We start from the raw sequence: 23,333 nt of genomic DNA, 5'->3' as shown, positions 1-23,333 counted from the left end.
ATTATATATTAGATTTGAAGATCGAGTGGCACTTGATTTAGCGACCAAGCCCCAGGAGGGCTCTGGGAGCTAGCTCCCAGAGCCCTCCTGGGGCTTAACCCTGAGACAGGGTTATAATTACACTTCCCTAAAAAATGAAAAAGTATCATAATCCTGATTTGTATTGAGTAGAAAAGCCATACTTATTAATTTTTTTAAAAAATCTCTACAAGAACATTTGATTGATTTTGGATCTTAATTTTCTATTATAATCTTCTTGCAACCAATCCCTATAATTTTTTGTACTCTTACTGATACAATATGAATATCTGCGTACTCTATATTCTATATCCTGATCTAACAATTTACTAAGAATTCGTGCATCAAATACATCTTCGCTATTTTCTACACACATCTTTGCATGTTGTGCAATGGATCTATCCAGAACACTTTTACTACGTAAACCGTTTCTTTTTGTTTTAACATACTCTAACTCTACATCAAAATCAATATCATCAGAATTCTTAAACTCTTTTCGTATTTCTTCAGACATTACATATCTAAAGTTACGTTCTATTTCATCATCACTTACCAGATTATCATAATAAAAATCTGGAGACTTAAAAATAGCTTGCCAGTCTACATCACCACTCCATAAACCAAATCTAGCTGTATTATTTCCCATATCAATAATAGAAAACTCAGGTTTATTAGGCAATATTCTAGACCCTCTTCCGATCATCTGAAAATATAAAGTAAGAGATTTTGTAGCGCGATTAAGGATTATTGTTTCTACCGTTGGTTCATCAAAACCTGTTGTGAGAATACTTACAGAAGTTAATATAGCATTATCTGTTGTTTTAAACCATTTTAGTATATCTATCCTATCTTGTTTACTATTAGTATTATCCAAATGCCTAATTGGATATCCGGCTCTATGAAAAGTATCATATACCTGTATAGAGGTATTGATACCATTATTAAAAACTAGCGTTTTTGTTCCTTTGGATCTTTCTTCATAAGCTTTTAACAATTTATCCTGCATTAACGCATTGGTATATAAATCTTCTGATGATTTTACAGTATAGTCACCATTCATACCTATTTTAAGAGAACCAAGACCTACGTCATATGTATAAGTAATAGGTTTTGCTAAAAAACCTTTATTTATGAGTGAAGAAATCGTATCTCCAACAATTAACTCCTGATAATGATCCTTCATAGGAAGTTTCATATTAGAACTTAGAGGTGTTGCCGTAACTCCCAGGATAAAACAATCACTAAAAAACTTAAATAATTTTCTGAATGAGTTATAATGAGCTTCATCAATAATAACCATCCCAACATTATTGAGTTCTAATTGATCATCATTAAGTCTATTGTTTAGTGTTTCTACCATAGCGACAAAACACATATACTCTTCCTGATCTTCGAGCTTTTTTACAGTACTGTTGATGATCTTATTCTTAACATCAAACTCTGTAAGCATATTAGAGGTTTGTGCACAGAGTTCAATACGATGTGTAAGAACAACTACCTTTTTTTGGGTAGTCTCTATATATCTGCGAACGATCTCAGAAAAAATAACTGTTTTACCACCTCCAGTAGGCAGCTGATATAATAAATTATATTTTTCAGAAAATTCTTTTAAACGCCCAAATATCTTATCAATATCTCTCGCTTGATAATCATACAGTACTTTTTGCTTCTTTTTGTGTATATCTCTGGGATCCACCCGCATTTTTTATTTGTTAAAAATAAGGGACAAAATTAAGGACTTTGTGAAGTTCTAAAAAAGAATTCGAGGAATATATTTTGTTTATATATTTCTTTTTTGTTAAAAATGTTAATTATATATAAAATTTCTCACACCTTCTAAAGTTCTTTTACTTTTAAACTATTAATATAATACTGAGAATACGCTTATTAGAAACTATTTTCTAGTTATATCTATTCTCTAACTATACATTTGTAATATTTTGTTATCCTAGTATGCTTTATACGACTATGAGTATACTTTGTTTAAATTAATAAAATTGTTATGCAAAAATTCATTATAGTATTTATTAGCTTTTTAGCCTTTAGTTGCACCAGTGTAGCACAAAAAGAGGTCAAAAAGGAAAAAAAAGAATACAAAGTATCTAAAACACAAAAGGAATGGAAAGAAATTCTGACCGCTGATCAGTATTATATTTTGAGGCAAGCTGGCACAGAAAGACCTTTCTCCAGCTTGTTAAATAAAGTGTATACTGCCGGCACTTTTCAATGTGCAGCTTGTAAAACTCCCTTGTATGAAAGCAAACATAAATTTGATAGTGGTACAGGTTGGCCTAGTTTTGACAGAGCCGTAAAAGGTAATGTAGACTATGATGTAGATCATAAACTAGGATATTCCAGAACAGAATTACTATGTGCCACTTGTGGAGGACATCTAGGACATGTGTTTAATGATGGGCCAAGAGAGACCACAGGCAAAAGACATTGCATTAATGGAGATGCACTAATTTTTATACCCAAAGAAAAAGAAGTCAAATAATGAGTAAATATCCTTATCATAAAACAGAAAAAGAATGGAAAGAAATACTTTCTGAAGATCAATATAGAATTTTAAGACAAAAAGGCACTGAACGCCCTTTTACAGGAACGTATAATATGCATTCAGAAAATGGAACCTATGCATGCATGGCTTGTCACACTCCTTTATTTGACAGTACTACAAAATTTGATTCTGGCTGTGGGTGGCCAAGTTTTGATAAATCTATAGAAGGAAGTATTGAGTATATTAGAGATTCTTCACACGGAATGATAAGAACAGAAATTTTATGTGCTAATTGTGGCAGTCACATTGGTCATGTATTTAATGATGGTCCTACTGAGACAGGACAGCGTTATTGTGTGAATTCTGTTAGTATAGATTTTGATAAGATGTGAAATGATTTAGGAAAATTATTTTTTGGAACACTTATTGATATCTTACAATACATAACAACAGTATAACATAAAATATTTTACAAATTATGAAGAAGATATTCACACTTTTATTTCTATCAACAATTTTATTCATTTCCTGCGAAGGAGATCAGGGACCACCGGGATTTGATGGACGAGATGGAGCAGATGGCCCGCCAGGTCCTCAGGGAGAGGATATAGTCGCAGATGTTTTTGAAATAGAAAATGTAAATTTTGTTGCTCCTGATTTTGCAACCCGATTTACCTTTCCTCAGAATATTTTTGATTCTGATGTTGTACTTGTATATCGATTAGAGGATGTGGTTGAAGATTTAGATGTTTGGGAGCCATTGCCTACTGCAACCATATTTTTTGAAGATGGTGGGTTTTTACAGTACAGATTTAATTTTACAATCGGAGATGTTGATATCATATTAGAAAGTGATGACCCTACAACCCTAGGCGCAGAATTTACTACTAATCAAGTTTTTAGAATTGTTGTAGTACCTGCAGCATTTGTACAGGCAAAGAATATTAATCTTAATGATCTTAATAGTGTGATGTCATCATTAAAATTGAGTAAAAAAGATATTATCAAAATTTCAACAGAATAAATTATATATTCTTCTAAAATCTCAAAAAAATATAATTATTACTAAAAAAACACTATTAAGAAAATAGTGTTTTTTTTATGTCTTTACTTATTAAACGGTAGTACCAAAAGTGATCATTCATTTCCTTTTATGATTAGCCGAATTATCCGTAAATTCGTGTCTTCAAAAAATTGACATTTATGAGCGCATATGATATTATTGTATTAGGAAGTGGACCTGGTGGTTATGTTACAGCAATTAGAGCTTCTCAATTAGGATTTAAAACTGCAATTATTGAGAAAGAAAGCCTTGGAGGTGTATGCCTTAATTGGGGATGTATACCTACTAAAGCATTATTAAAAAGTGCACAGGTTTTTGATTATCTGAAACATGCTTCAGATTATGGATTAACTGTAGAGAAATTCGACAAAGATTTTGATGCCGTTGTAAAAAGAAGTCGTGGTGTTGCAGATGGAATGAGCAAAGGTGTACAGTTCTTAATGAAGAAAAATAAAATTGATGTAATAGAAGGTTTTGGAAAATTAAAAGCTAATAATAAAGTATCTGTTACAGACAAAGATGGAAAAATCGCTGATTATGAAGGCAAACATATTATTATAGCGACAGGAGCAAGATCTAGAGAATTACCAAATTTACCCCAAGATGGTAAAAAAGTAATTGGATACAGAGAAGCCATGACATTAGAATCTCAGCCTAAAAAGATGATTGTGGTTGGTTCTGGTGCTATTGGTGTAGAATTTGCTCATTTTTATAATGCGATGGGTACAGAAGTTACGATCGTAGAATTTTTACCTAATCTGGTACCACTGGAAGACGAAGAAGTATCTAAACAATTTGGACGTAGTTTTAAGAAAGCTGGTATAAAAGTAATGACCAATTCTTCTGTAGAAGGTGTAGATACTAGCGGGGATGGAATAAAAGCGACTGTAAAAACAAAAAAGGGCGAAGAAATTCTCGAAGCTGATATTGTTTTATCAGCAGTAGGTATCAAAACAAATATTGAAAATATTGGATTAGAAGAACTTGGTATTGCAACTGATAGAGATAAAATTGTTGTGAATGACTGGTATCAAACCAATATTCCTGGTATCTATGCCATAGGAGACGTAGTACCAGGTCCCGCTTTGGCTCATGTAGCATCTGCAGAAGGGATTACTTGTGTAGAAAAAATTGCTGGAATGCATATAGAAGCTATAGACTATGGTAACATTCCTGGATGTACCTATGCATCTCCTGAGATTGCTAGCGTGGGTATGAGCGAAAAACAAGCCAAAGAAGCTGGTTACGATATCAAAGTAGGAAAATTTCCTTTTTCTGCATCTGGTAAAGCCAGTGCTGCCGGAACCAAAGATGGTTTTGTCAAAGTGATTTTTGATGCTAAATATGGCGAATGGCTTGGATGCCATATGATTGGTGCCGGAGTGACCGATATGATTGCAGAAGCTGTTTTAGGAAGAAAATTAGAAACAACCGGGCATGAAGTATTAAAAGCCGTTCACCCTCACCCTACCATGAGTGAAGCTGTAATGGAAGCTGTAGCTGATGCTTATGACGAAGTTATTCACTTATAATTTTTAAACACCTAACAACATATTATACTATAAAACCCGAGGATAATCTCGGGTTTCTTTTTTTACAATTTTATTTATATTGAACTCATCTTGAGTCATGCTTTGATCTATCAAATTTACATTTTCAACGCTAATTTTGTTGGTTTTTAAACCATAGCTATGACTATGCTGAAAAAAACCTACTTCATTATAGCACAAAAGCCAAACTTTTCGGTTGAAAACCACTACTCAAGATGAGTTCATTTTTATTCTATCTTAATTAAAGTAGAGATATGTAGAAACTACAATTAAACATATAGCCGCACCCACTATCTTTGTATATTTCCAGGGGGTTACATCTACTTCTTTAGTATATGCTTGCACATAATCTGTTTCTCTTGGCTTTAACTTACCTATAACCAACATAATCGTTATAGAAAGAACAAAAGTAATTGCCTGTACATGTAAGAAATGAGGTAATCCTTCTACTTCAAATGTTTTTTCCATCAACACATAGATTACATAAATTACAAAACCAAAAATAACTCCTGCTTTTGCCGCAATAGCAGGTACTCTTTTGGTAAGAAAACCTACCACAATAATAGATAAAATAGGAATACTATAACATCCGTTTACCGTCTGCAGGTATCCAAAAAGACCGTCTGATGCAAAATATAAAAACGGAGCAATTGTCATTGAAAAAATTGCAAGGATGATACCAAACTTTTTCCCGACAGATACTACTTTTCTTTCTGGTGCTTCGGTATTAAAGAATTGTTTATATATATCAATACCAAACAACGTCACTGAACTATTCAAAGCACTATTGAAAGAACTCAAAATAGCACCAAATAAAACAGCAGCAAAAAAACCGACTAATGGCGTTGGTAATACTTCACTTACAAGTCTTGGATATGACTGATCCGGAACTTCTAATTCTCCTTTAAACATATGATAAGCTATTATTCCAGGCAATACGACTATAATAGGTCCCAGGATTTTAATAAAAGCAGCTATCAAAAGTCCTTTTTGCCCTTCTACCAGGTTTTTTGCTCCCAATGCTCTCTGTATTATAGCCTGATTAGTACCCCAATAAAACAGCTGTACTAGCATCATCCCTGTAAATATTGTCGCAAATGGTATAGAAGAATCCTCACCTCCTATTGCATTGAATTTTTCTGGATGTTCTGTCGTTAAAGTATTAAGACCGGTTAATACACTACCATCTCCAATCGCCATTAAACCAAACACAGGTATCAATAATCCTCCTACCAATAACCCAACAGCATTAATAGTATCAGAAACCGCCACCGCTTTCAGGCCTCCAAAAATGGCATAGATCGATCCAATAATACCGATACCCCATATACATATCCATAAAGAAGTCCATTCGGATACGCCCAACATTTCTGGTATATTAAACATTGTACTAATCGCAAGAGAACCTGAGTATAGTACAATAGGTAATAATACTACGGCATATCCCGTAAGAAATAATCCAGAAATCATCGCTTTTGTAGAAGCATCAAATCTTCTTTCCAGATATGTAGGGATCGTACTAATACCTCCTTTAAGGTATTTTGGCAATAAATATACGGCCGTAATAACCATAGCAATTGCAGCAAGAGTTTCCCATGCCATCACCAATATACCATCTGTATATGCAGAACCATTGAGGCCTACTATTTGCTCAGTAGAAAGATTTGTTAATAATAATGATCCTGCGATTACTACTGCGGTGAGACTTCGACCGCCAAGAAAATAACCATCTGATGAATTTTCGTCTGTTTTTCGGGTAGCCAGATACGATACAACCGCTACCAAAAGTGTAAACGCTACAAAAGAAATAATGCCCATATTTAAGATTTAAACAGTTTTATATTAATTGTTAAAAGTATGAATATTATTTACTTCAAAAGTCTATTAGATTATAAAAATATACTACAAATGATCATTTTAATAGCATTGTATAGTTTTTGTATAGGTATTTTTGATAATAAAGTAATCACAAACAATCAACTATAAAATTTTCATTTTTTATAATGAATTGTATATCTCCAATAAGAAAAAGATCCAAGGAGTACCAATACCAATATACTATAATAAACGGATGATGGAGTTACCACCTGATCACCACTTGCATACGAGTGTAATCCTTTGAGATAGAAATTTACTCCAAAATAGGTCATTAGTATAGATCCAACTGCCAAAATTGACATCAAATTAAAAAACCACCTACTTCTCAGACCAGGAACCAGTCTCATATGTATGACAAAAGCATAGACCATAATACTCACTAAAGCCCAGGTCTCTTTTGGATCCCATCCCCAATAACGACCCCAACTTTCGTTTGCCCACATTCCTCCCAAAAAATTACCAATAGTTAACATAACCAAACCAATGGTTAATGCCATCTCATTAATAATAGTAATTTCCCTTATATTGAGATCCATTCGTTTCTTATTAGACTTTGTGGTCAAAATCATTAGCACTAATGAAAGAACTCCCAGTATAGCCCCCATAAAGAAAGGACCATAACTTCCCACAATGATAGATACATGTATCAATACCCAATAAGAATCCAATACGGGTTGTAGATTGGCAATTGCAGGATCAGTCCAGTTTTCATGCGCAAAAGCTAATATGATTCCGGCTACAAAAGCAGTAGCAGCAATAGAAAGATTACTTTTTCTACCAAAAGCTAATCCTAATGCCATAGTTGCCCAGGCGACATATATCATAGATTCATAAGCATCGCTCCAGGGTGCGTGACCAGATACATACCAGCGAATAATCAAACCAGCTGTATGAACCATAAAAAGCAAAATAACCGATCCAATGGTACCATTAATCAACCATATGATTATTTTAGATTCTTTAAATATTCTAAAGACAACAAATACCATTAGAAAAATACCGAATAAAAAATAGTATCCAAACAGTGTCTTAAAAATATCATATTTATTTAAAGCAATTTCCGCTTTAATCTTTTTATCCGTTGGCAACACTTCATTACCGAATTTTTTCTGAAAACTTTTAATACTTTCTATATATTGATCAGGTTTACTATAATCTCCGGATTTTCTGGCTTCTTGTAATGCTTGTCGATAGATCGGTATGATTTGTCTGGTATATACAGAATCCATGCCTGTAAATTTATATTCATTGAGTTGCGGTACAGAAACCCAGATATTATTTTCATCCTCAGGAACTGGAAAAATTCGCAGAATTCCTCCTCCCAAAGCCTGGTTTAACAGGTAAAACTTTTCATGAGTTTTCAAAAAATCTTTTTCAAACTTACTTGGGGTGCTGGTACTACTCGCCTCTTCTAAATATGGAGTCAGCTTATAAGTACCATCCGGTTCTACAAGATCGATAAGAGAAACCCTTCGTTCTGTTTTGGGCACTCCTAATATTTTACGAATACTATCATTCTTACGCTCTATTTCGATAATCGGTACACTGTACCAAACAAATGGATTTTCTACCATAGATACAAATACCTGATCAGCTGTTAATCCCTCATATGTATCTTTTTTACTCAATTTACGCAGTAATTCTGAAGAAAAAGTATTAACAGGCTTCATTCGACCACGTTCATCCTGAATTACAATACTACCAAACTTTTCTGCATGTGCTTCGGATACTGCATTAGCTATTATAATAGAATCTAATTGTGCTTTGCTTGGTAATGTTTGTAAATGATTTACGTGAGATGGCTGCTGCTGAGCTAAGGAAATTGTAGAAATACAAAGTATTACTGCCGTTGTTAATGCTTTCTTTTTAACTTTTACTTTATTCAGCATTTGCTCAAGATCCTTAAACCTCGATCCTTTGGTAAACAAAATAAGCATCAATCCCAAATACAGTAACATATACCCTGCATATGTTATTGTTGTTCCCCAATAATCATGGCTTACAGATAGTACTGTTCCTTTTTCATCTGGATCAAAAGACGCCTGAAAAAACCTATATCCCTTATGATCCAGTACATGATTCATATAAATATCATAAGGTTTTGGTGTTTTAGCATCCTCTATAATATCAACTTTACTCATATATGATTTATAGACTTTAGCTGTTCCCGGCTGTTTTTCTGCTATAAAATCATTCAGTTTTAATGAAAAAGGTAGCTCTAATCGTTTCGACCCATAATTAAAATACATATCTAATCCGCCAATAGAAATTTTCTGCATATCATTAGCAAAACCTTTTCCTCCTAATAATTTCACTTCCTTAGTTTCTCCAGATGTAGAAACCTCTACTATCAGGGCATCTTGCTGCCCTTTAGCTTTAATTTCGATTGGTTTTATATCATAAACACCCCGAGTGACTGGATCAGGAATAACAAATTGCATGCCTGCAGTCTGGTATAAGGATCGCAACATTAATGGTTGGATACTATCTTTAATCACAACACCTTGTAATTGATCTGCCATTCTCAAGAAAGAACCTTCAAAAGGGGATTCTATATAATACTCACCTTTTTTATAAGTAATATTAATTGCTCCTTTGGTTGGTGAATTAAAACTTACCAGAATATTGTGAATGTTGGATATTTCCCCTTCTTTCAGATAATGATCGTGTCTATTACCATCACCTGCTTCTACAATTTTAAGATAATTTTCTCCATTTTCAGTTTCTACCAACCCCATTTCTGCACCTTGAATATAATCTTTATACTCAATGATTACTTCCTGCTTGTTATAATCCGTATTTATTGTAAAATCATTAGCTGTATTTTCTGCCAATTCTAGAGCTTCTGAGACGATTCTTCTGCGAGGTTGCCCATCAATTTCACCATCTAAAAAAATAGTCATGTATGTTTTTTCTGAAAGAAAGGTAGCTGTAGTTTCACCTTCACGTATAGGCATGACTCCTTCATAACTAATATATCTGGTAACAAATGCTCCCAAAAGAATTAATATAAAGGAGAGGTGTAACAATAAGGTAGCCCATTTGTCTTTTTTGTAAAGTCTGTATCTAACAATATTACCACAGAAATTAACCATAAAAAATGCCATAATTGCCTCAAACCACCAGGTATTATAAATCCATATTCTCGCAGCTGTAGTGCCGTGCGCATCTTCTAAAAAAGTACCTATCCCCATAGAAGTTGCAAAAACGAGAAATAAAATTGCCATCAATCTTGTAGAAAATAAAATACTCATCAACTTCTTTTGCATACTATTTTTTTTTGCTTGGCAAATGTAAGGTTTTTGGTAAGATTTTATTGCATAATTACAAACACAACGAAACGTTTTAACAACTAATTTGTATTCTTTTTTGTAGTAATCTACAAATCCTGATTAAAAAATTAAAATTATTAGTAATCATCCTTTTCCAAGAAAAATAATTTGCTTAAAGTATCTTAAAACTTCTCTTTTTTAATGAACTCATCTTGACTTTTCATTTTTAACCGAAAATGAAGTGAAATATGAACAGATAATGCACTTTGTATAGTCTATAGCGGCACTACAGACCAAAAAAGTAATGAAATATGGACGAATTTTAGCCATTTTTTATGAAATAGAAAAATCAAGATGAGTTCAATGGAAAAAATCTTGACAATTTTAGTTGTAACCTTAAAAGATCTAAATTAGTAATAGTATCAAGATTAATCCCAATCCTATGCTGAAAATACTCAAATAAAAGCTAGTAATTCTTGTTTTGACAAAAAAGAAAATTCAATCTAGGGCTTCTTTCTATTTTGAAGTATCAGCAAAAAAAAGATAAACGACCTCGTTGCAAGCCCACAAAGCATTTCTCAAGAAAGCCATTTCGATTTCGAGACACGTATTTAAATCAGAAGTACTATAAAAACAAACCTCAAAACCAAAAGTATATATCATTAGAGTTTTATGACTCGTTTAACTAAAATTGAGATGAGATGAGATGACTTCGTTTTAAGAATAGAAATCCAGAATTATAAAAAACTTATCCTATACTCTGAAGGAGTTTTCTTGATATACTTTTTGAACTGCCGATGAAAAAAAGACATGTTTTCATAACCACATTCCTCTGCAATATCTAATAACTTCTTATTTGTTTGTCGCAATAACTGACAGGATTTTCTGATACGAAACTCGTTTAAATAATTAGTAAATGATTTATTAAAATTACGTTTGAAAAATTTACAAAAAGAAATTTCAGTTAAGAAAACTAAATCAGCCATTGTTTTATTCGATATTTTTTTATCAAAATTCTCAGCGATATAATTCAAAATACTTTGTATACGATCATCTCCATTTATTATGAAAGAAGTAGTCCCAAAAATCAAAAATGTTGTGAAAGACAGATTACAGGCTGTGAATTTTTAAAATAAACTACCTCGGGGCAAGCCGAGCATTTATTGAAAAAAACATTTTGATTTCGAGGCAAGCCCCGGAGCATTTAAATCTCGATTATCGAGTAAACATCGTAAATAACAGATATAATTTCATGAACTCATATTGAGTATTGCTTTGACCTACAAAATTTACATTTTGCACGCTAATTTGTTGGTTTTTTTAACCGTATGGTTATGCTAAAAAAACTACTTCATTGTAGTGCCAAAGCCTAACTTTTCGGTTAAAAACCATTACTCAAGATGAGTTCTAAGACAGAAATGGTGTAAAACATTCAAAAATTTGAGATATGCTGTTATTTTCTTACAACAAGGCTGTGTTTTTATTTGCCAAAATATATAGAAACCAATTCAACACTACTTGGTTATTAATTAGAATAATCCATATAAATGGTTCTCTTTTGAAGGTATTCTTCAATTCCATAAATGCCATCTTCACCACCCAAACCAGATGTTTTATGACCCGAATGATATCCTTGAATATAACCAACAATCCCTTTGTTTATAAATATTGTTCCTACTTCTAGAGAATCTATTGCTTTTTGATGTATTCTATAATCATTAGTATATAAGTATGCCGATAGCCCTTCTTCACGAGCATTACTCATAGCCATTGCCTCTTCAAAACCTGATACCTTTATAATGGGTAATATCGGAGCAAATAATTCGTGTTTTGTAGTTGCATCTCCATTTTTCACATTGGTTAAAATAGTGGGAGCAAACCAATTTCCTTTTTCAAAAACTTTCCCTTCTGGCCTTCCTCCTCCTAGTACCAATTCGGCTCCTTCAGCAATATTCTCCTGGACTAATTTACGAACTCTATCCAATCCAATCTTACTAACATTAGGTCCCATATGATTTTTTGTATCAAATGGATTTCCTACCCTAATTTGTTTTACTCGTTGTATTAACTTCTCGGTAAATTCATCAGCGATACGCTCATCCACCATGACCATTTCATTACAGATACAAACCTGACCACAATTGGCATATCTCGAAATAGCAGCAGCTTCTACGGCTCTGTCAATATCGGCATCCCGACATACAATAAATGGTGCTTTTCCTCCCAATTCTAATATCATACCGGTAATATTATCGGCTGCAGCACGATACATAGCACGACCTGCATTAGTACTTCCTGTTAAGCTAATTAGCTTAGTTATTGGACTTTCAACCAAAAGAGAGGCTGCTTGAGCATTTTTTGCAGACACCATATTTATGACCCCTTTGGGAACACCTGCATCATGCACAAGTCTGCAAAATTCTGCAGTTGTGATTGGTGTTAATTCATGAGGTTTCAAAATAATAGTATTTCCGGTCACTAATGCTGGGCCTAATTTCCTTCCAATTAGAGCCAGCGGATAATTAAAAGCACACAAAGCAACTGTTACACCGTATGGAACTTTATATATTGTCAATCGTTCATTTGGATTTTCAGAAGGAAATACTGCTCCCTGTATACGCCTCGCAGCTTCTGCTGAATACGACATATAACGAATAGTATCAGTTACTTCTCCCAGAGCTTCAGCATATGTTTTACCTTGTTCCATTACTAATAATTCGGCAAAATGTTCCCGTTCCGATTTTAGCTTGTCACAAATAGCATAAATATAGTTGGCTCTGGTTTGTGCGGGTAATAATCCCCAGCTTTTTTGTGCTTGTTCAGAAGTTTCCAGTGCATACTGTACGTCGCTAACTGTACAGGCTGTCACCGTCGAAAAAACTTCGTTTGTTGCCGGATTTTCCACTTCAATTACTTCTCTGCCGGAAGTGTCTAACCATTCTCCATTAATATAACATTGGTAGTGTTTTATAGTTTGATCCATTTTGTTAAAGTTTTACGTTATTATACGATTTACGAATAAAAATTTCGCATCTAATGACATTCTTTTTCTACTATATTTTCTTCATAAAATGAAACAATAGCTATGGCTATTCTTTAATTTGATTCATCAATCTAGCGAAAAATCCTTGCCATTATTTTTACGAAATTCTCACCCGTAAATCGTATTATTCAAATTCTGGAGTACGTTTTTCTACAAAAGCATTAAATCCTTCTTTTGCATCTGGTGTATTATACAAAATATCCACACATTCTGTTTCAAAAATTAAAGATTCCTGCAGACTCATTCCTTTATGTCGTCCTACATATTCTTTTATGGCACTCATAGCCTTTCCTGCTCCCTTTGCTATTTTATCTACATAAATTTCCACCTCATTCTCAAAGCTTATTTCTTCGTACAATTGATTAAACAGCCCATAATCATATGCTTTTTGAGGAGTTATAGTGTTTCCAGTGACAAGCAACTCCATAGCTCTACTTGCTCCGATCAGGTCTATTAACCTCGGGGTACCTCCATTACCCGGCATCAATCCCAATTTTACTTCCGGGAGTCCTATCAAATAATCTCCTTTGGCGGCGAGCCTGATGTCACAAGCCATACATATTTCTAATCCGCCACCCAACACATGTCCTTTTATAGCAGCAACTACAATTTTTTTACTGTTGCAAATAGCAGCACTTACTTTTCTTGCTGTCTTTACCATTTCATTGTTTTGTATTTGTGTATTTGACGCAAATATTTTGATATCTGCTCCTGCACAAAAAAACTTTTCAGAAGTACTTTTTATTAAAATAACTTTAATAGTATCATCAAGACTAGCTTCTGTTATTATACTACTCAATCGTTCTAGGAAATCCAGATAATAACCATTGACTGGTAGTCGATTAAGGCTAATTATTACAATCGTATCTATTTTACTTACTAATATTTGTGAATCTAAATCTTGCATCTTTCATCCATTTAATAAAAATTCAGTTGTAATTTTTTTTGTGTGTTCTCCTAATTTAGGGGCTCCCAAATCAGATTCTAAATACTGATCATTGATTTGTATTGGGCATCGCGTTGTCTTTAATTTAAAACCGTCAGTCATTACTACTTCACAAATCATATTGAGTACTTTGAATCCCTCGCTATCAAACAACTCTCTCCAATTAAGTACGGCTGAACACCAAATATCAGCTGGCTCTAATATGGATAGCCAATATTCTGTGATTTTCGTTTTTAAGTGACTCGATAAAATTTCTTTAATCTCATCGCGTTGATTATACCAACTCTTGATTTCAGTATAATTCAATAATTCGCTACAAGAAAGTAATTCTCCTAATACAGGAATTTGTCCCATAGCTAGTGCTATAAAACCATCTTTGGTTTCATATATTCCATAGGGCGCACCCAAATAGGCGTGAGCATTATTAGTCTTGGTGCGTTGTATAGGCTCTCCTCCATCACGATAATACGTTGTAATGGATTCAAATTGAAATTCTATAATAGATTCCAGCATACTCACTTCTATGAGCGTCCCTTTTTTATGTCTTGCTTTTTTAAATAAACCAGCGAGTATTCCCTGAGTCAGATGAATTCCTGCCAGCATATCTACAATAGCTAGTCCCATTGGTACCGGACCTGCTCCATCATTACCACTTAATCCTGTCAATCCCGAAATAGCTTGTAGTAACAAATCTTGCCCTGGTTTATCTTTCCAGACACCTGTTTTGCCATAGCCTGTAATATCTCCATAAATAATTTCCGGATTTAATTTAGAAATTGTTTTGTAGTCAATCCCTAATCTTTCTGCAACTCCTGGTCTGAAGTTATGAATAACAACATCTGCTTTTTTTATTAGCTGATATATTTTTTTTTGTTCTTCAGTATCTTTTAAATCTGCCTGATAACTTTCTTTATTTCTGTTAATGGCTTGAAAAATGGTTGATTCTCCATTCAATACAATATTAGATACATATAAAGAACGACATATATCACCTGTATCAGGTTGTTCAATTTTTACAACCCGCGCTCCCAAATCAGCCAATCGCAAACTGGCAGAAGGTCCTGATAAGAACTGACTAAAATCAATCACTAAAACATCTTCTAAAGGTTTATTCATCCTGATTTAATTTAGATTAAATTCTTCATTGATTTTTTCATTATCTTCTCCTACAGTTGGTGCTGATTTACAAGAAAAAATACGCTCGCCATCAATTCTAAATGGGCATCTTGTAGTTTTGATTACTTCTCCGTGCAAGGTTTTTACTTCTTGAATCATTTTTAATGCTGTGAAACCTGGATGATTCAGTAGTGTATGGTAATCATATATTGGTGCAGACCATATATTCTTTTCATCAAATATAGCAAGCCAGTGTTTTGTTGTTTTTTTTATGAATACCAATGCCAGATATTTCATAATTTCATCGCGATTTTCAAACCAGGAATCAGGTTCTGAAAATTCTGATGGAGTTTCTATATCCATAGCCTGTAACAGTACCGGTAAATCAACCATAGAGATTGCAATATTACTATCAAAAGTTTTATAAATCCCATATGGAGCTGCAAGTAACGGTTGCGCGTTTCCCTGATATGCTCTGACTGGCAGTTGATTATCATTGTTTAAATAAGTAGTCAATCCTTCAAATTGCATGTCCAAAGTAGATTCCAGAAGACTCACAGAAATCATAGCTCCTTCGCCAGTCTTTGTTCGTTGGTATAAGGCTGCCAAAATTCCTTGTGCTAAATGACCTCCTGTAAACATATCTGATGCTGCGATACCCATTGGTGTAGGGTTATCCTCTTTATTTCCTGTTAAATACGTAACACCAGATAATGATTGAATTAATAAATCCTGACCTGGTTTTTTTGCCCAGGGACCTTTTTTACCATACCCGGTGATATCGCCATAGATTATTTTAGAATTCATTTTTTTTACAGATCTATAATCCAGACCTATCTTTTCCATGACTCCAGGTCTAAAATTATGTGTCATTACATCCACCTGACATAGTAGCTTCTTGATTTTATCTAAATCATCAGTGTCTTTTAGGTTTGCAGCAAAGGATTCTTTATTTCTATTAATAGTATGAAACACCAAACTGTCATTGTCGATAAACAAATTTTTAATTGCTATTTGTCTTCCAGACTCTCCTACTTTGGGGCGTTCGATTTTTATGACACGCGCTCCTAAATCAGCAAGTTTTAGACCTGCAGAAGGTCCTGCCATAAATTGTGCAAACTCTACTACTGTAATTCCTTCTAATGGTAACATGGTTACGTTTTTTTTAGAGTTTTAGGGACTCTATATATAATCTGTTTAACTCACTTAATACATTTTTAGCATTGCCCCCGTTCATCATATATTCACGAACAGGAGCTCCAGAATTATCCTGAAAATACATATGCCCATGATAACGTGGTCTTAAAAAAGCCCTATCCAGGGTAGGCAATGTATCTTTAAAATAATCCATAGAATTAAAATTCGTATAGGTATCTTCCCACGCTAATCGATGACCTGGTTGTCCTCCATTATTAAAAAATAATGTCTTTTGCACTTCTGGACTTGCTGTATATTGTACGTATTTTGCTGCTATGTCCTTGTAATCACATTCGCTAGATATTGCCAGTCCGGTACCACCTAAGGTCGTGACAAGTTTCTTTTCTTCTAAGTTAACTACATCGTGAAATTTTAAGATATGTTTTGCATAGCCTTTTTTAGAATAATTGGAATACCCATAGGCAAAAGGTGAATATGCAAATTGATCTGTACTTGTCATTGCCTCATATACCTGAATAGGATTCATACGATAACATTTATAATCAATATTTTGCCCTAAATCTCTAAGTATCTCTAATGCTTTTAATCCTATTTTTTCTGAAACTACCTGCTCTTTTACAGTACAAACATCTTCTCCCAGAGTACTGCAAATCATATAAAAACTCATCAATATATCCTGGGGAATACCGGGAATGGCTACCAAACCATTTTCTGATAATTTAATAAGTTCATTCCAGGTTTCAGGACGTTTTTTATTTAATTTATATAATAAATCCTGCCTACTGGCAGCAACCGGAGTAGCTGCATCTATAGCTAATGCCCATTGGTGTCCATTAAAAGAATAACTTTTGTGAGATTTCCCGACGGTATGTTGTTCTAAATGATCTATAAAATCTAAAGGTATGTATTTATCCAAAGCTATGATTACTTCTGTCCTAGCTGCAAAACCTGCCCATGGATGATCTATAATTAGCAGATCATATCTCTTAGCCAATTCATTTATAGGCTCATCAGCAAATGCTTGTAACGAACGTTTTTCCCAGGTAATTTCTACATTTGGGTTCAGTTCATGAAATCGTTGAGCGGTTGCTACGACCGAGGTAAATCCTCTACTATGATTCCAGGTAATTCCTTTCAGTTGTATTTTTCTATCTTTTTTCATCTTTTTTGATACTTACTGATTAATACCCAATTGCTCTCGGAATTTCATTTCCGCTTTCATATTTAGTACCATCCTGACCGGTAAGCTCCTTAAAGAAATGGTAGTATGAACCATAAGCACCGTGTTTATTCTCCTGTTCCAGGCGTTCTTCTTTCCAATCTTTAAATCGCTTACTAGCTGCTTCCTGGTCTCCAATCAGAAAAAAATAATCATTTGCAGAAATAACTGTACCCTTTTTATTTGTTAGTTCTAAATCTACATAGAATTTTTCTTTAACCTTTTTAAGTACTTTTTCTTTAATCTTAAAAAAGGATTTCGCACTATTGCCTTCTATGCTTGCTACGTCAAACTCCTGAGAGTAAAGTACCTCTCCTGTATCGTTTTTTATTTTGAAACTTACCTTACAATCCTTGTATGATTTATAAAAATCATTAATTATCCATATGTTCCCTACAAAAGGTTCTTCTATACGCCATCTTCGTTTTTTAAATTCAAAATTTACCAGAAGTGGTTGATACGCCTTTTTAACAAAATTAAAAGAACGTTTTGGCTTCTGATAGTTATCAATAATTGCCCACTTCATATCCGGACCATAGGTTATAAAATGACAAAGTGCAATTGCGCTCAGACCAGGCTTATCTCGTCTAAAGTGTTCTATTCCATTTTGAAAAATAATTCCTTGCGCATCCTGAGTAGCATTTACAAATTCTTCGAGTGATCCTTTCATCTCATTACCAAATACATCCCAATTTTGCATTCTCAATCGTATCAGATCTGCCCAATGATGTCCCCAACTAAGCCCTGGAGGCCACAATTCTTCTGCAGGTATGAATTTTTTAAGACTTTCTACTGATGGTACTGACGTAATTGCAAACTCAGGTACAATAGGATAGCCGTTTGCTTTCGTCTGATACCAATCTTCATGCAGCCAATCGCCCATATCATAAAAGTAACGTAATGCGTGTACAGCCTCTTTTGGCTTGAAACCTGCTTGTTGTGCTACATGATCTGTCATTGGAGAATCAGGAATATAGGGTAATTTTGCATATGCCTGCAAAGAGTCTCCCAAACGTTCTAGAAATTCGCGTCCAAATTTTGGGTCACGTGTTCTGAACATCATTTCTTCACCTCCCTCCATCATTATTAGCGATGGATGGTTTCTTCGTTCCTTAATAACACGGACTCCTTCATTAAAAATTTCAGCCAAATTATTTTCATCAGACGGAATATTACCTGTTCCCAAAGGGATCATATCCTGCCAAATGGTAATCCCCATTTCATCAGCAAGTTGATAAAACTCAGGAATCTCAGGCGGATGCCATCCAAAGATACGGATATTGTTCATATTCATTTCCTTTGCTAAACGAAAAAGCTCCTTATATTCATCTACAGAAGTTCTACCAGTAAAAATATCTGGGGGACCGCCCCAACAGGCAGATCTGATAAAATGAAATTTCCCATTGATATATGTAGAACGAGGGAAACTAACGTCTACCCCTTTTTTAAAACCAGGATTCCATTTGGAAGTTACTTCCCGAATACCAAACACAGTTTTATTAATATCATGAATAAATGTATCTTTTTGTAGTACAATCTTAGCTTCATATAAATTTGGCTCGCCGAGATCCCAAGGCCACCATAATTTTGCTTCATCAATTTTAACTTCCTTTGTAATTTTGTTTATTCCAGGTTTTAAATGCTGGTTAAATTTAAAATCCAAAGGTTTCATATCAAAATTTTTACCTTTTACAGTGGTTATTATGGTGATATCTTTTGATTTATTGGATACGTTTTCGATCATCATTTCTAAATTGACATTAGCGCTACCGTCCTTATTAATACTATTATTGGCATATACATCTGTAAAACGAGTCATTCCCGTAGTAATCATTTTTACAGGTCTCCATATCCCTATTGGCGTCAAATCTCTCCAGTAATCACCAAACCATGGCGTTTTTTTACCCGCTACAAAGGCATTTACTTGTGGAGGGGAATCTAATTTTACCATTAGCATATTGCGTCCTTTAAGGAAATCATCTTTACTAACACGTAAATAATCATTTACAGTGAATGAAAACTTAGAAAAAGCACCTTCATGCTTTCCCAAATAATGACCATTCAGCCATACTTCACAGGCATAATCAACGCCTTCAAAAACGATATCAATTATCTTATCTACCGTATCCTCTGTAACGCTGAACTGCAGAGAATACCACCACTCATATTGTTGGACCCATTGGGCTTTCACACTGTTACGACCAAAGTAAGGATCGTCGATCACACCTGCTTTCCATAAATCGGTATAGACATCTCCCGGAACTTTAGCATTGTTCCAAACTAAAGTTTCGATATCTTCTGAAGGAAGTTTATGTAATCCTTTTTTTACTCCTTCCCCTGGAAGCATCATTTTCATGCGCCACATCATACCACTTAAATCTCTTTCAGACTTATCACCTAAGTTACCATTGAAGGTTGTGTTGGGTTGAGCAAACCCAATTAATGACATTAATATGAAGAAAGTTCCTAAAATATTCTTTAACTTTCTTTTAAAATTTGGTCTCATAATTCAATTAAATTTATAATTCAAATATAAATACAAAAATTTATATTTGAAAAGTTTATACAAAAAACAGCATGAATAAATATCCTGCACCTGCATTAGAAAAAGGTTTAGACATCTTAGAATATCTATCCAATAAAGGGGTTCCACAATCCCAGGTAGAAATAGCTCAAGGGCTCAATAAATCTGCCAATGAGATTTATCGAATGCTAGCTTGTCTGGAATATAGAGGTTACATTATAAAATCAACATCTGGAAAGTACTCACTATCACTGAAATTATACCACTTATCTCATAGGCATAGTCCTATTGACGGATTATTAAAAGTTGCCAAACCCATCATGGAGGATCTTGCCAATAAAACAAAACAATCTTGTCATATGGGAATATTATATAGTGGCCAACTTATGGTCATATCACAAGTACAAAGTCCAGGTCCTGTTTCCTTATCCATAGAAGAAGGAAGCCTTTTTCCTTTAACAAAAACCACCTCAGGAAGGGTCTTATTAGCTTTTATGGAGACAGATGAATTAGAAAAAATACTCCAGACGAATCCAGAGTTTAATGCACTTTCGAAAAAAGAGCAGGTCAATTTTAGAACCAATCTAAAAAGTATAGAAAAAAACGGTTACGAATTAAAAAAAAGTGATCTAACCATTGGAGTAACTGATATTGCTGTTCCTATAGGTCATACCAATTCAGGAATTTTTAGTGTCCTTGCAATTTCCAGTTTGGAATCTATAAATCAAAAACAAAAAACTGGAGATTTTTTAATTAAATGTCTTAAAGAAACTGCTATTTCTATTAATACGAGTATAAAACTATAATTCATACTTATCTTGACTGTACATTTATAGTTATCAATAAGAAATCTCTTTTACGAATAAATACTTGCAAATAAAGAAGTTAACCCAGCAACTAAAATCTATATAATATAACCCATTTTAAATGATTACATCAAGGATAGCTGTCCCGTGCTCTCACAAACTGAATACCAAAATTCTCCTTCTAAGTCTATTTTTTTTCTTTTATTTATTACTTCTGCAATAGGGATATGAACAAAACTATTATTAACAATCCCTATTACAAATCCAGTTTTGCCATTCATAGCACCATGAACCGCCAGATGCGCCAGTCGATTACAAAAAATGCGATCATTTGCATTTGCCGGTGCACTTCTTATAATATAGCTTGGGTCAATATATTTAATCGTTGTGGGAATATCATGTTCCTGAAAAAATTCATTTATTTTATCTTTTAATAATAGACCTATATCCTTATGCAGTATGTTACCAGAAGCGTCTGTTTTATTGGATTCATCGGTATCAAACAAATGTTGCCCGGCACCTTCTGCTACAACAATAACAATATGATTCCTAGAATCCAATCGCTCCTTAAGTGCTGATAAAAAACCTTTCTCGCCACGTAGTTCGAATTCCATTTCTGGTACTAAAACAAAATTAACAACTGGCATCGAAAGTGCAGCAGAAGCAGCTATAAAACCACTATCTCTGCCCATAAGCTTGACAATCGAAATACCATTATAGGCTCCTACCGCTTCATTATGTGCATCTCTTATAATTGGAGTAGCGACATCAAATGCTGTTTCAAAACCAAAAGATTTATCAATTAAATCAATATCATTATCTATTGTTTTTGGGATTCCTACTACTACACACTCAAGATTTCTCTTTTCAATCTCTTTGGTAAGTTCATATGCGCCTTTTAAAGTACCATCTCCTCCAATAGTAAAAAGTATATTAATCTCATTTTTTTCTAATGTGTTAACCATTTCGACAACATCCTGCGCTCCTCGGGATGATCCCAAAATAGTACCTCCAAATTCGTGAATATTTTTTACTTTCTCCGGAGTTAGCGTTACAAACTCATGTTTTGTTTTTGGATTTAATCCTTCATAACCATAACGAATCCCTATCACTTCTGATACGCCATAAAAATAATGAAGCCCCATAACCAAGCCTTGTATTACATTATTGATTCCAGGACATAAGCCACCACAAGTTACAATGGCTGCTTTTGTGGTTTTGATATCAAAGTATATCTTTTCTCTCGGACCAGCCTTTTCTAAACTCAATGGTTTTTTATTGTCTCTAATACATTGCTCAAATCCTGATACAGATGTATTAAGAATCAATCTTTCCTCTTCATTTATAAAGTTAAAAACCCCATCCCCTTTAGTTTTACTAAGTCTTAGTGGTGATTTATAAGTAGGTTCTCCGATAAATTTAATTTCGAAGTTCTGATTAGATTTCATAATATGTGTTTTCAATTTTTTGTGTTCTAAAATAAAGTAAATTATATATTTTCTCCTATAGTAAATTCAAACAATTGTATTAGTTACTACCACTTGCAGTTGATACTATCTGCTTTGAGGCAAAATTTGTTTTAAAAAGAATCCCTATTCGAAGACGATCATAGTGCGCTTTTGAAAAATGATTTTTCAGATATCCCATCTCTAGTTTTAAATTTTTACTAAAAACATAGCCGACACCAGCGTGAAATCTATTTTGATTAAAAACAGGATCTTGCAAACTCAAAAAAATTTCATTAAAAAGGTTGGTATAAAAATATGAATTAAGAGATTGAATCCACCTCAATCGATACCGTATTCTATGATTAACTTCCTGATTATTTGCTTTTTCAATCCAACGTGTTTCCCATCGATATCTATGAGATACAGGAAAACCATTAGCGTGAGACTTTATATAGAACTCCTGATATAACCAATGTTGCCTGGTTCCAGGTTTGTAATTAATATATGAATCTGAATCTAGATAACCATACCCCAAAGTTACATCTAACTTAGGGTTGACAGCATAGGTAAATCCGGATCTAAAAAAGGATAGTTCATAAGATTTAAAAATATCATAATGCCTTAAAATTCCAACAGTGGGTATACTCCAACGTTTGGAGAGTCTATTAGTTCCTGATACTATTACCCATGATCCTAAGGTAATATCATTTCTGTTTTTCTGACCGCTCAGCGGTATAGTAAACAAAAACAGGATTAAAAAAAATCGAGTCAAAATAGTATTTTTAAGTGATT

Annotated in this window: 17 protein-coding genes; 5 read left to right on the top strand and 12 right to left on the bottom strand. The window is 33.8% G+C overall.

Annotated features, from left to right (window positions below; translation table 11 throughout):
• Positions 1-205 precede the first annotated feature (205 nt).
• Positions 206-1,720 carry a DEAD/DEAH box helicase gene (locus F0000_RS08175; RefSeq protein WP_149624226.1) on the bottom strand — a complete coding sequence of 505 codons (1,515 nt, stop codon included), beginning with the start codon at positions 1,718-1,720 and terminating at the stop codon, positions 206-208.
• Positions 1,721-2,020: 300 nt separating this feature from the next.
• On the opposite strand from F0000_RS08175, the gene msrB (F0000_RS08170) reads away from it, so the two are divergent.
• The 4 genes from msrB (F0000_RS08170) to lpdA all read left to right on the top strand — a co-directional run bounded on the left by msrB (F0000_RS08170) (position 2,021) and on the right by lpdA (position 5,113).
• On the top strand, positions 2,021-2,515 hold the full coding sequence (msrB, locus tag F0000_RS08170) for a peptide-methionine (R)-S-oxide reductase MsrB (RefSeq protein ID WP_149624225.1): 495 nt from the start codon (positions 2,021-2,023) through the stop codon (positions 2,513-2,515).
• On the top strand, positions 2,515-2,910 hold the full coding sequence (gene msrB, locus F0000_RS08165) for a peptide-methionine (R)-S-oxide reductase MsrB (protein ID WP_149624224.1): 396 nt from the start codon (positions 2,515-2,517) through the stop codon (positions 2,908-2,910). The genes msrB (F0000_RS08170) and msrB (F0000_RS08165) overlap by 1 nt, the downstream gene beginning before the upstream one ends.
• Before the next feature lie 86 nt (positions 2,911-2,996).
• Positions 2,997-3,542, top strand: coding sequence for a collagen-like protein (locus F0000_RS08160; RefSeq protein ID WP_149624223.1), 546 nt, complete (start codon positions 2,997-2,999; stop codon positions 3,540-3,542).
• A 179-nt stretch (positions 3,543-3,721) separates the two neighbouring features.
• Positions 3,722-5,113 (top strand): dihydrolipoyl dehydrogenase, encoded by a 1,392-nt coding sequence (gene lpdA, locus F0000_RS08155; protein ID WP_149624222.1) that lies wholly within the window; start codon positions 3,722-3,724, stop codon positions 5,111-5,113.
• Positions 5,114-5,368: 255 nt separating this feature from the next.
• Here the strand turns inward: lpdA and F0000_RS08150 are convergent, their stop codons facing one another.
• From F0000_RS08150 to F0000_RS08110, 9 genes are all read right to left on the bottom strand, one after another.
• On the bottom strand, positions 5,369-6,949 hold the full coding sequence (locus F0000_RS08150; RefSeq protein WP_149624221.1) for a solute:sodium symporter family transporter: 1,581 nt from the start codon (positions 6,947-6,949) through the stop codon (positions 5,369-5,371).
• A gap of 173 nt (positions 6,950-7,122) precedes the next feature.
• Positions 7,123-10,278 (bottom strand): cytochrome c biogenesis protein CcsA, encoded by a 3,156-nt coding sequence (gene ccsA / locus F0000_RS08145; RefSeq protein ID WP_149624220.1) that lies wholly within the window; start codon positions 10,276-10,278, stop codon positions 7,123-7,125.
• Positions 10,279-11,018: 740 nt separating this feature from the next.
• Entirely contained in the window at positions 11,019-11,267 is a 249-nt protein-coding gene (locus F0000_RS28575) for an AraC family transcriptional regulator (protein ID WP_149624219.1), read from the bottom strand.
• 539 nt (positions 11,268-11,806) lie between these two features.
• A complete protein-coding gene (locus F0000_RS08135) occupies positions 11,807-13,264 on the bottom strand; it encodes an aldehyde dehydrogenase family protein (protein WP_149624218.1) in 1,458 nt (485 codons plus the stop codon).
• 184 nt (positions 13,265-13,448) lie between these two features.
• Positions 13,449-14,231 carry an enoyl-CoA hydratase/isomerase family protein gene (locus F0000_RS08130; RefSeq protein ID WP_149624217.1) on the bottom strand — a complete coding sequence of 261 codons (783 nt, stop codon included), beginning with the start codon at positions 14,229-14,231 and terminating at the stop codon, positions 13,449-13,451.
• A 3-nt stretch (positions 14,232-14,234) separates the two neighbouring features.
• Entirely contained in the window at positions 14,235-15,386 is a 1,152-nt protein-coding gene (locus tag F0000_RS08125; protein ID WP_149624216.1) for a CaiB/BaiF CoA-transferase family protein, read from the bottom strand.
• Positions 15,387-15,392: 6 nt separating this feature from the next.
• A complete protein-coding gene (locus F0000_RS08120; RefSeq protein WP_149624215.1) occupies positions 15,393-16,538 on the bottom strand; it encodes a CaiB/BaiF CoA-transferase family protein in 1,146 nt (381 codons plus the stop codon).
• Between the two features lie 13 nt (positions 16,539-16,551).
• Entirely contained in the window at positions 16,552-17,706 is a 1,155-nt protein-coding gene (locus tag F0000_RS08115; RefSeq protein ID WP_149624214.1) for an ABC transporter substrate-binding protein, read from the bottom strand.
• A gap of 19 nt (positions 17,707-17,725) precedes the next feature.
• The gene (locus F0000_RS08110) at positions 17,726-20,269 is read right to left on the bottom strand and encodes a sugar-binding domain-containing protein (RefSeq protein ID WP_149624213.1); all 2,544 of its coding nucleotides are present in this window, start codon (positions 20,267-20,269) and stop codon (positions 17,726-17,728) included.
• Between the two features lie 71 nt (positions 20,270-20,340).
• Here F0000_RS08110 and F0000_RS08105 point away from each other — a divergent pair, with 71 nt between their 5' ends.
• A complete protein-coding gene (locus F0000_RS08105; protein ID WP_149624212.1) occupies positions 20,341-21,093 on the top strand; it encodes an IclR family transcriptional regulator in 753 nt (250 codons plus the stop codon).
• A 125-nt stretch (positions 21,094-21,218) separates the two neighbouring features.
• Here F0000_RS08105 and F0000_RS08100 read toward each other — a convergent pair whose 3' ends face one another.
• Complete coding sequence (locus F0000_RS08100; RefSeq protein ID WP_149624211.1) at positions 21,219-22,541, bottom strand: ATP-dependent 6-phosphofructokinase; 1,323 nt, start codon at positions 22,539-22,541, stop codon at positions 21,219-21,221.
• Between the two features lie 79 nt (positions 22,542-22,620).
• Entirely contained in the window at positions 22,621-23,313 is a 693-nt protein-coding gene (locus tag F0000_RS08095; RefSeq protein ID WP_188112053.1) for a DUF2490 domain-containing protein, read from the bottom strand.
• Positions 23,314-23,333: the final 20 nt, after the last annotated feature.

The sequence above is a fragment of the Aquimarina sp. RZ0 genome, from assembly GCF_008370685.1.
Taxonomy (GTDB): domain Bacteria; phylum Bacteroidota; class Bacteroidia; order Flavobacteriales; family Flavobacteriaceae; genus Aquimarina.
Note: the sequence above shows the minus strand (reverse complement) of the source record. Positions and strands in the feature narration are given on the sequence as shown.

What these genes read in the sequence shown, in the direction of transcription:
- F0000_RS08105 (WP_149624212.1), top strand. Translation starts at nt 20,341, where the DNA reads ATGAATAAATATCCTGCACCTGCATTAGAAAAAGGTTTAGACATCTTA.
- lpdA (WP_149624222.1), top strand. Translation starts at nt 3,722, where the DNA reads ATGAGCGCATATGATATTATTGTATTAGGAAGTGGACCTGGTGGTTAT.
- F0000_RS08100 (WP_149624211.1), bottom strand. Translation starts at nt 22,541, where the DNA reads ATGAAATCTAATCAGAACTTCGAAATTAAATTTATCGGAGAACCTACT.
- msrB (WP_149624225.1), top strand. Translation starts at nt 2,021, where the DNA reads ATGCAAAAATTCATTATAGTATTTATTAGCTTTTTAGCCTTTAGTTGC.
- F0000_RS08130 (WP_149624217.1), bottom strand. Translation starts at nt 14,231, where the DNA reads ATGCAAGATTTAGATTCACAAATATTAGTAAGTAAAATAGATACGATT.
- F0000_RS08120 (WP_149624215.1), bottom strand. Translation starts at nt 16,538, where the DNA reads ATGTTACCATTAGAAGGAATTACAGTAGTAGAGTTTGCACAATTTATG.
- F0000_RS28575 (WP_149624219.1), bottom strand. Translation starts at nt 11,267, where the DNA reads ATGGCTGATTTAGTTTTCTTAACTGAAATTTCTTTTTGTAAATTTTTC.
- F0000_RS08160 (WP_149624223.1), top strand. Translation starts at nt 2,997, where the DNA reads ATGAAGAAGATATTCACACTTTTATTTCTATCAACAATTTTATTCATT.
- F0000_RS08125 (WP_149624216.1), bottom strand. Translation starts at nt 15,386, where the DNA reads ATGAATAAACCTTTAGAAGATGTTTTAGTGATTGATTTTAGTCAGTTC.
- F0000_RS08115 (WP_149624214.1), bottom strand. Translation starts at nt 17,706, where the DNA reads ATGAAAAAAGATAGAAAAATACAACTGAAAGGAATTACCTGGAATCAT.
- F0000_RS08110 (WP_149624213.1), bottom strand. Translation starts at nt 20,269, where the DNA reads ATGAGACCAAATTTTAAAAGAAAGTTAAAGAATATTTTAGGAACTTTC.
- F0000_RS08175 (WP_149624226.1), bottom strand. Translation starts at nt 1,720, where the DNA reads ATGCGGGTGGATCCCAGAGATATACACAAAAAGAAGCAAAAAGTACTG.
- ccsA (WP_149624220.1), bottom strand. Translation starts at nt 10,278, where the DNA reads ATGCAAAAGAAGTTGATGAGTATTTTATTTTCTACAAGATTGATGGCA.
- F0000_RS08150 (WP_149624221.1), bottom strand. Translation starts at nt 6,949, where the DNA reads ATGGGCATTATTTCTTTTGTAGCGTTTACACTTTTGGTAGCGGTTGTA.
- F0000_RS08135 (WP_149624218.1), bottom strand. Translation starts at nt 13,264, where the DNA reads ATGGATCAAACTATAAAACACTACCAATGTTATATTAATGGAGAATGG.
- msrB (WP_149624224.1), top strand. Translation starts at nt 2,515, where the DNA reads ATGAGTAAATATCCTTATCATAAAACAGAAAAAGAATGGAAAGAAATA.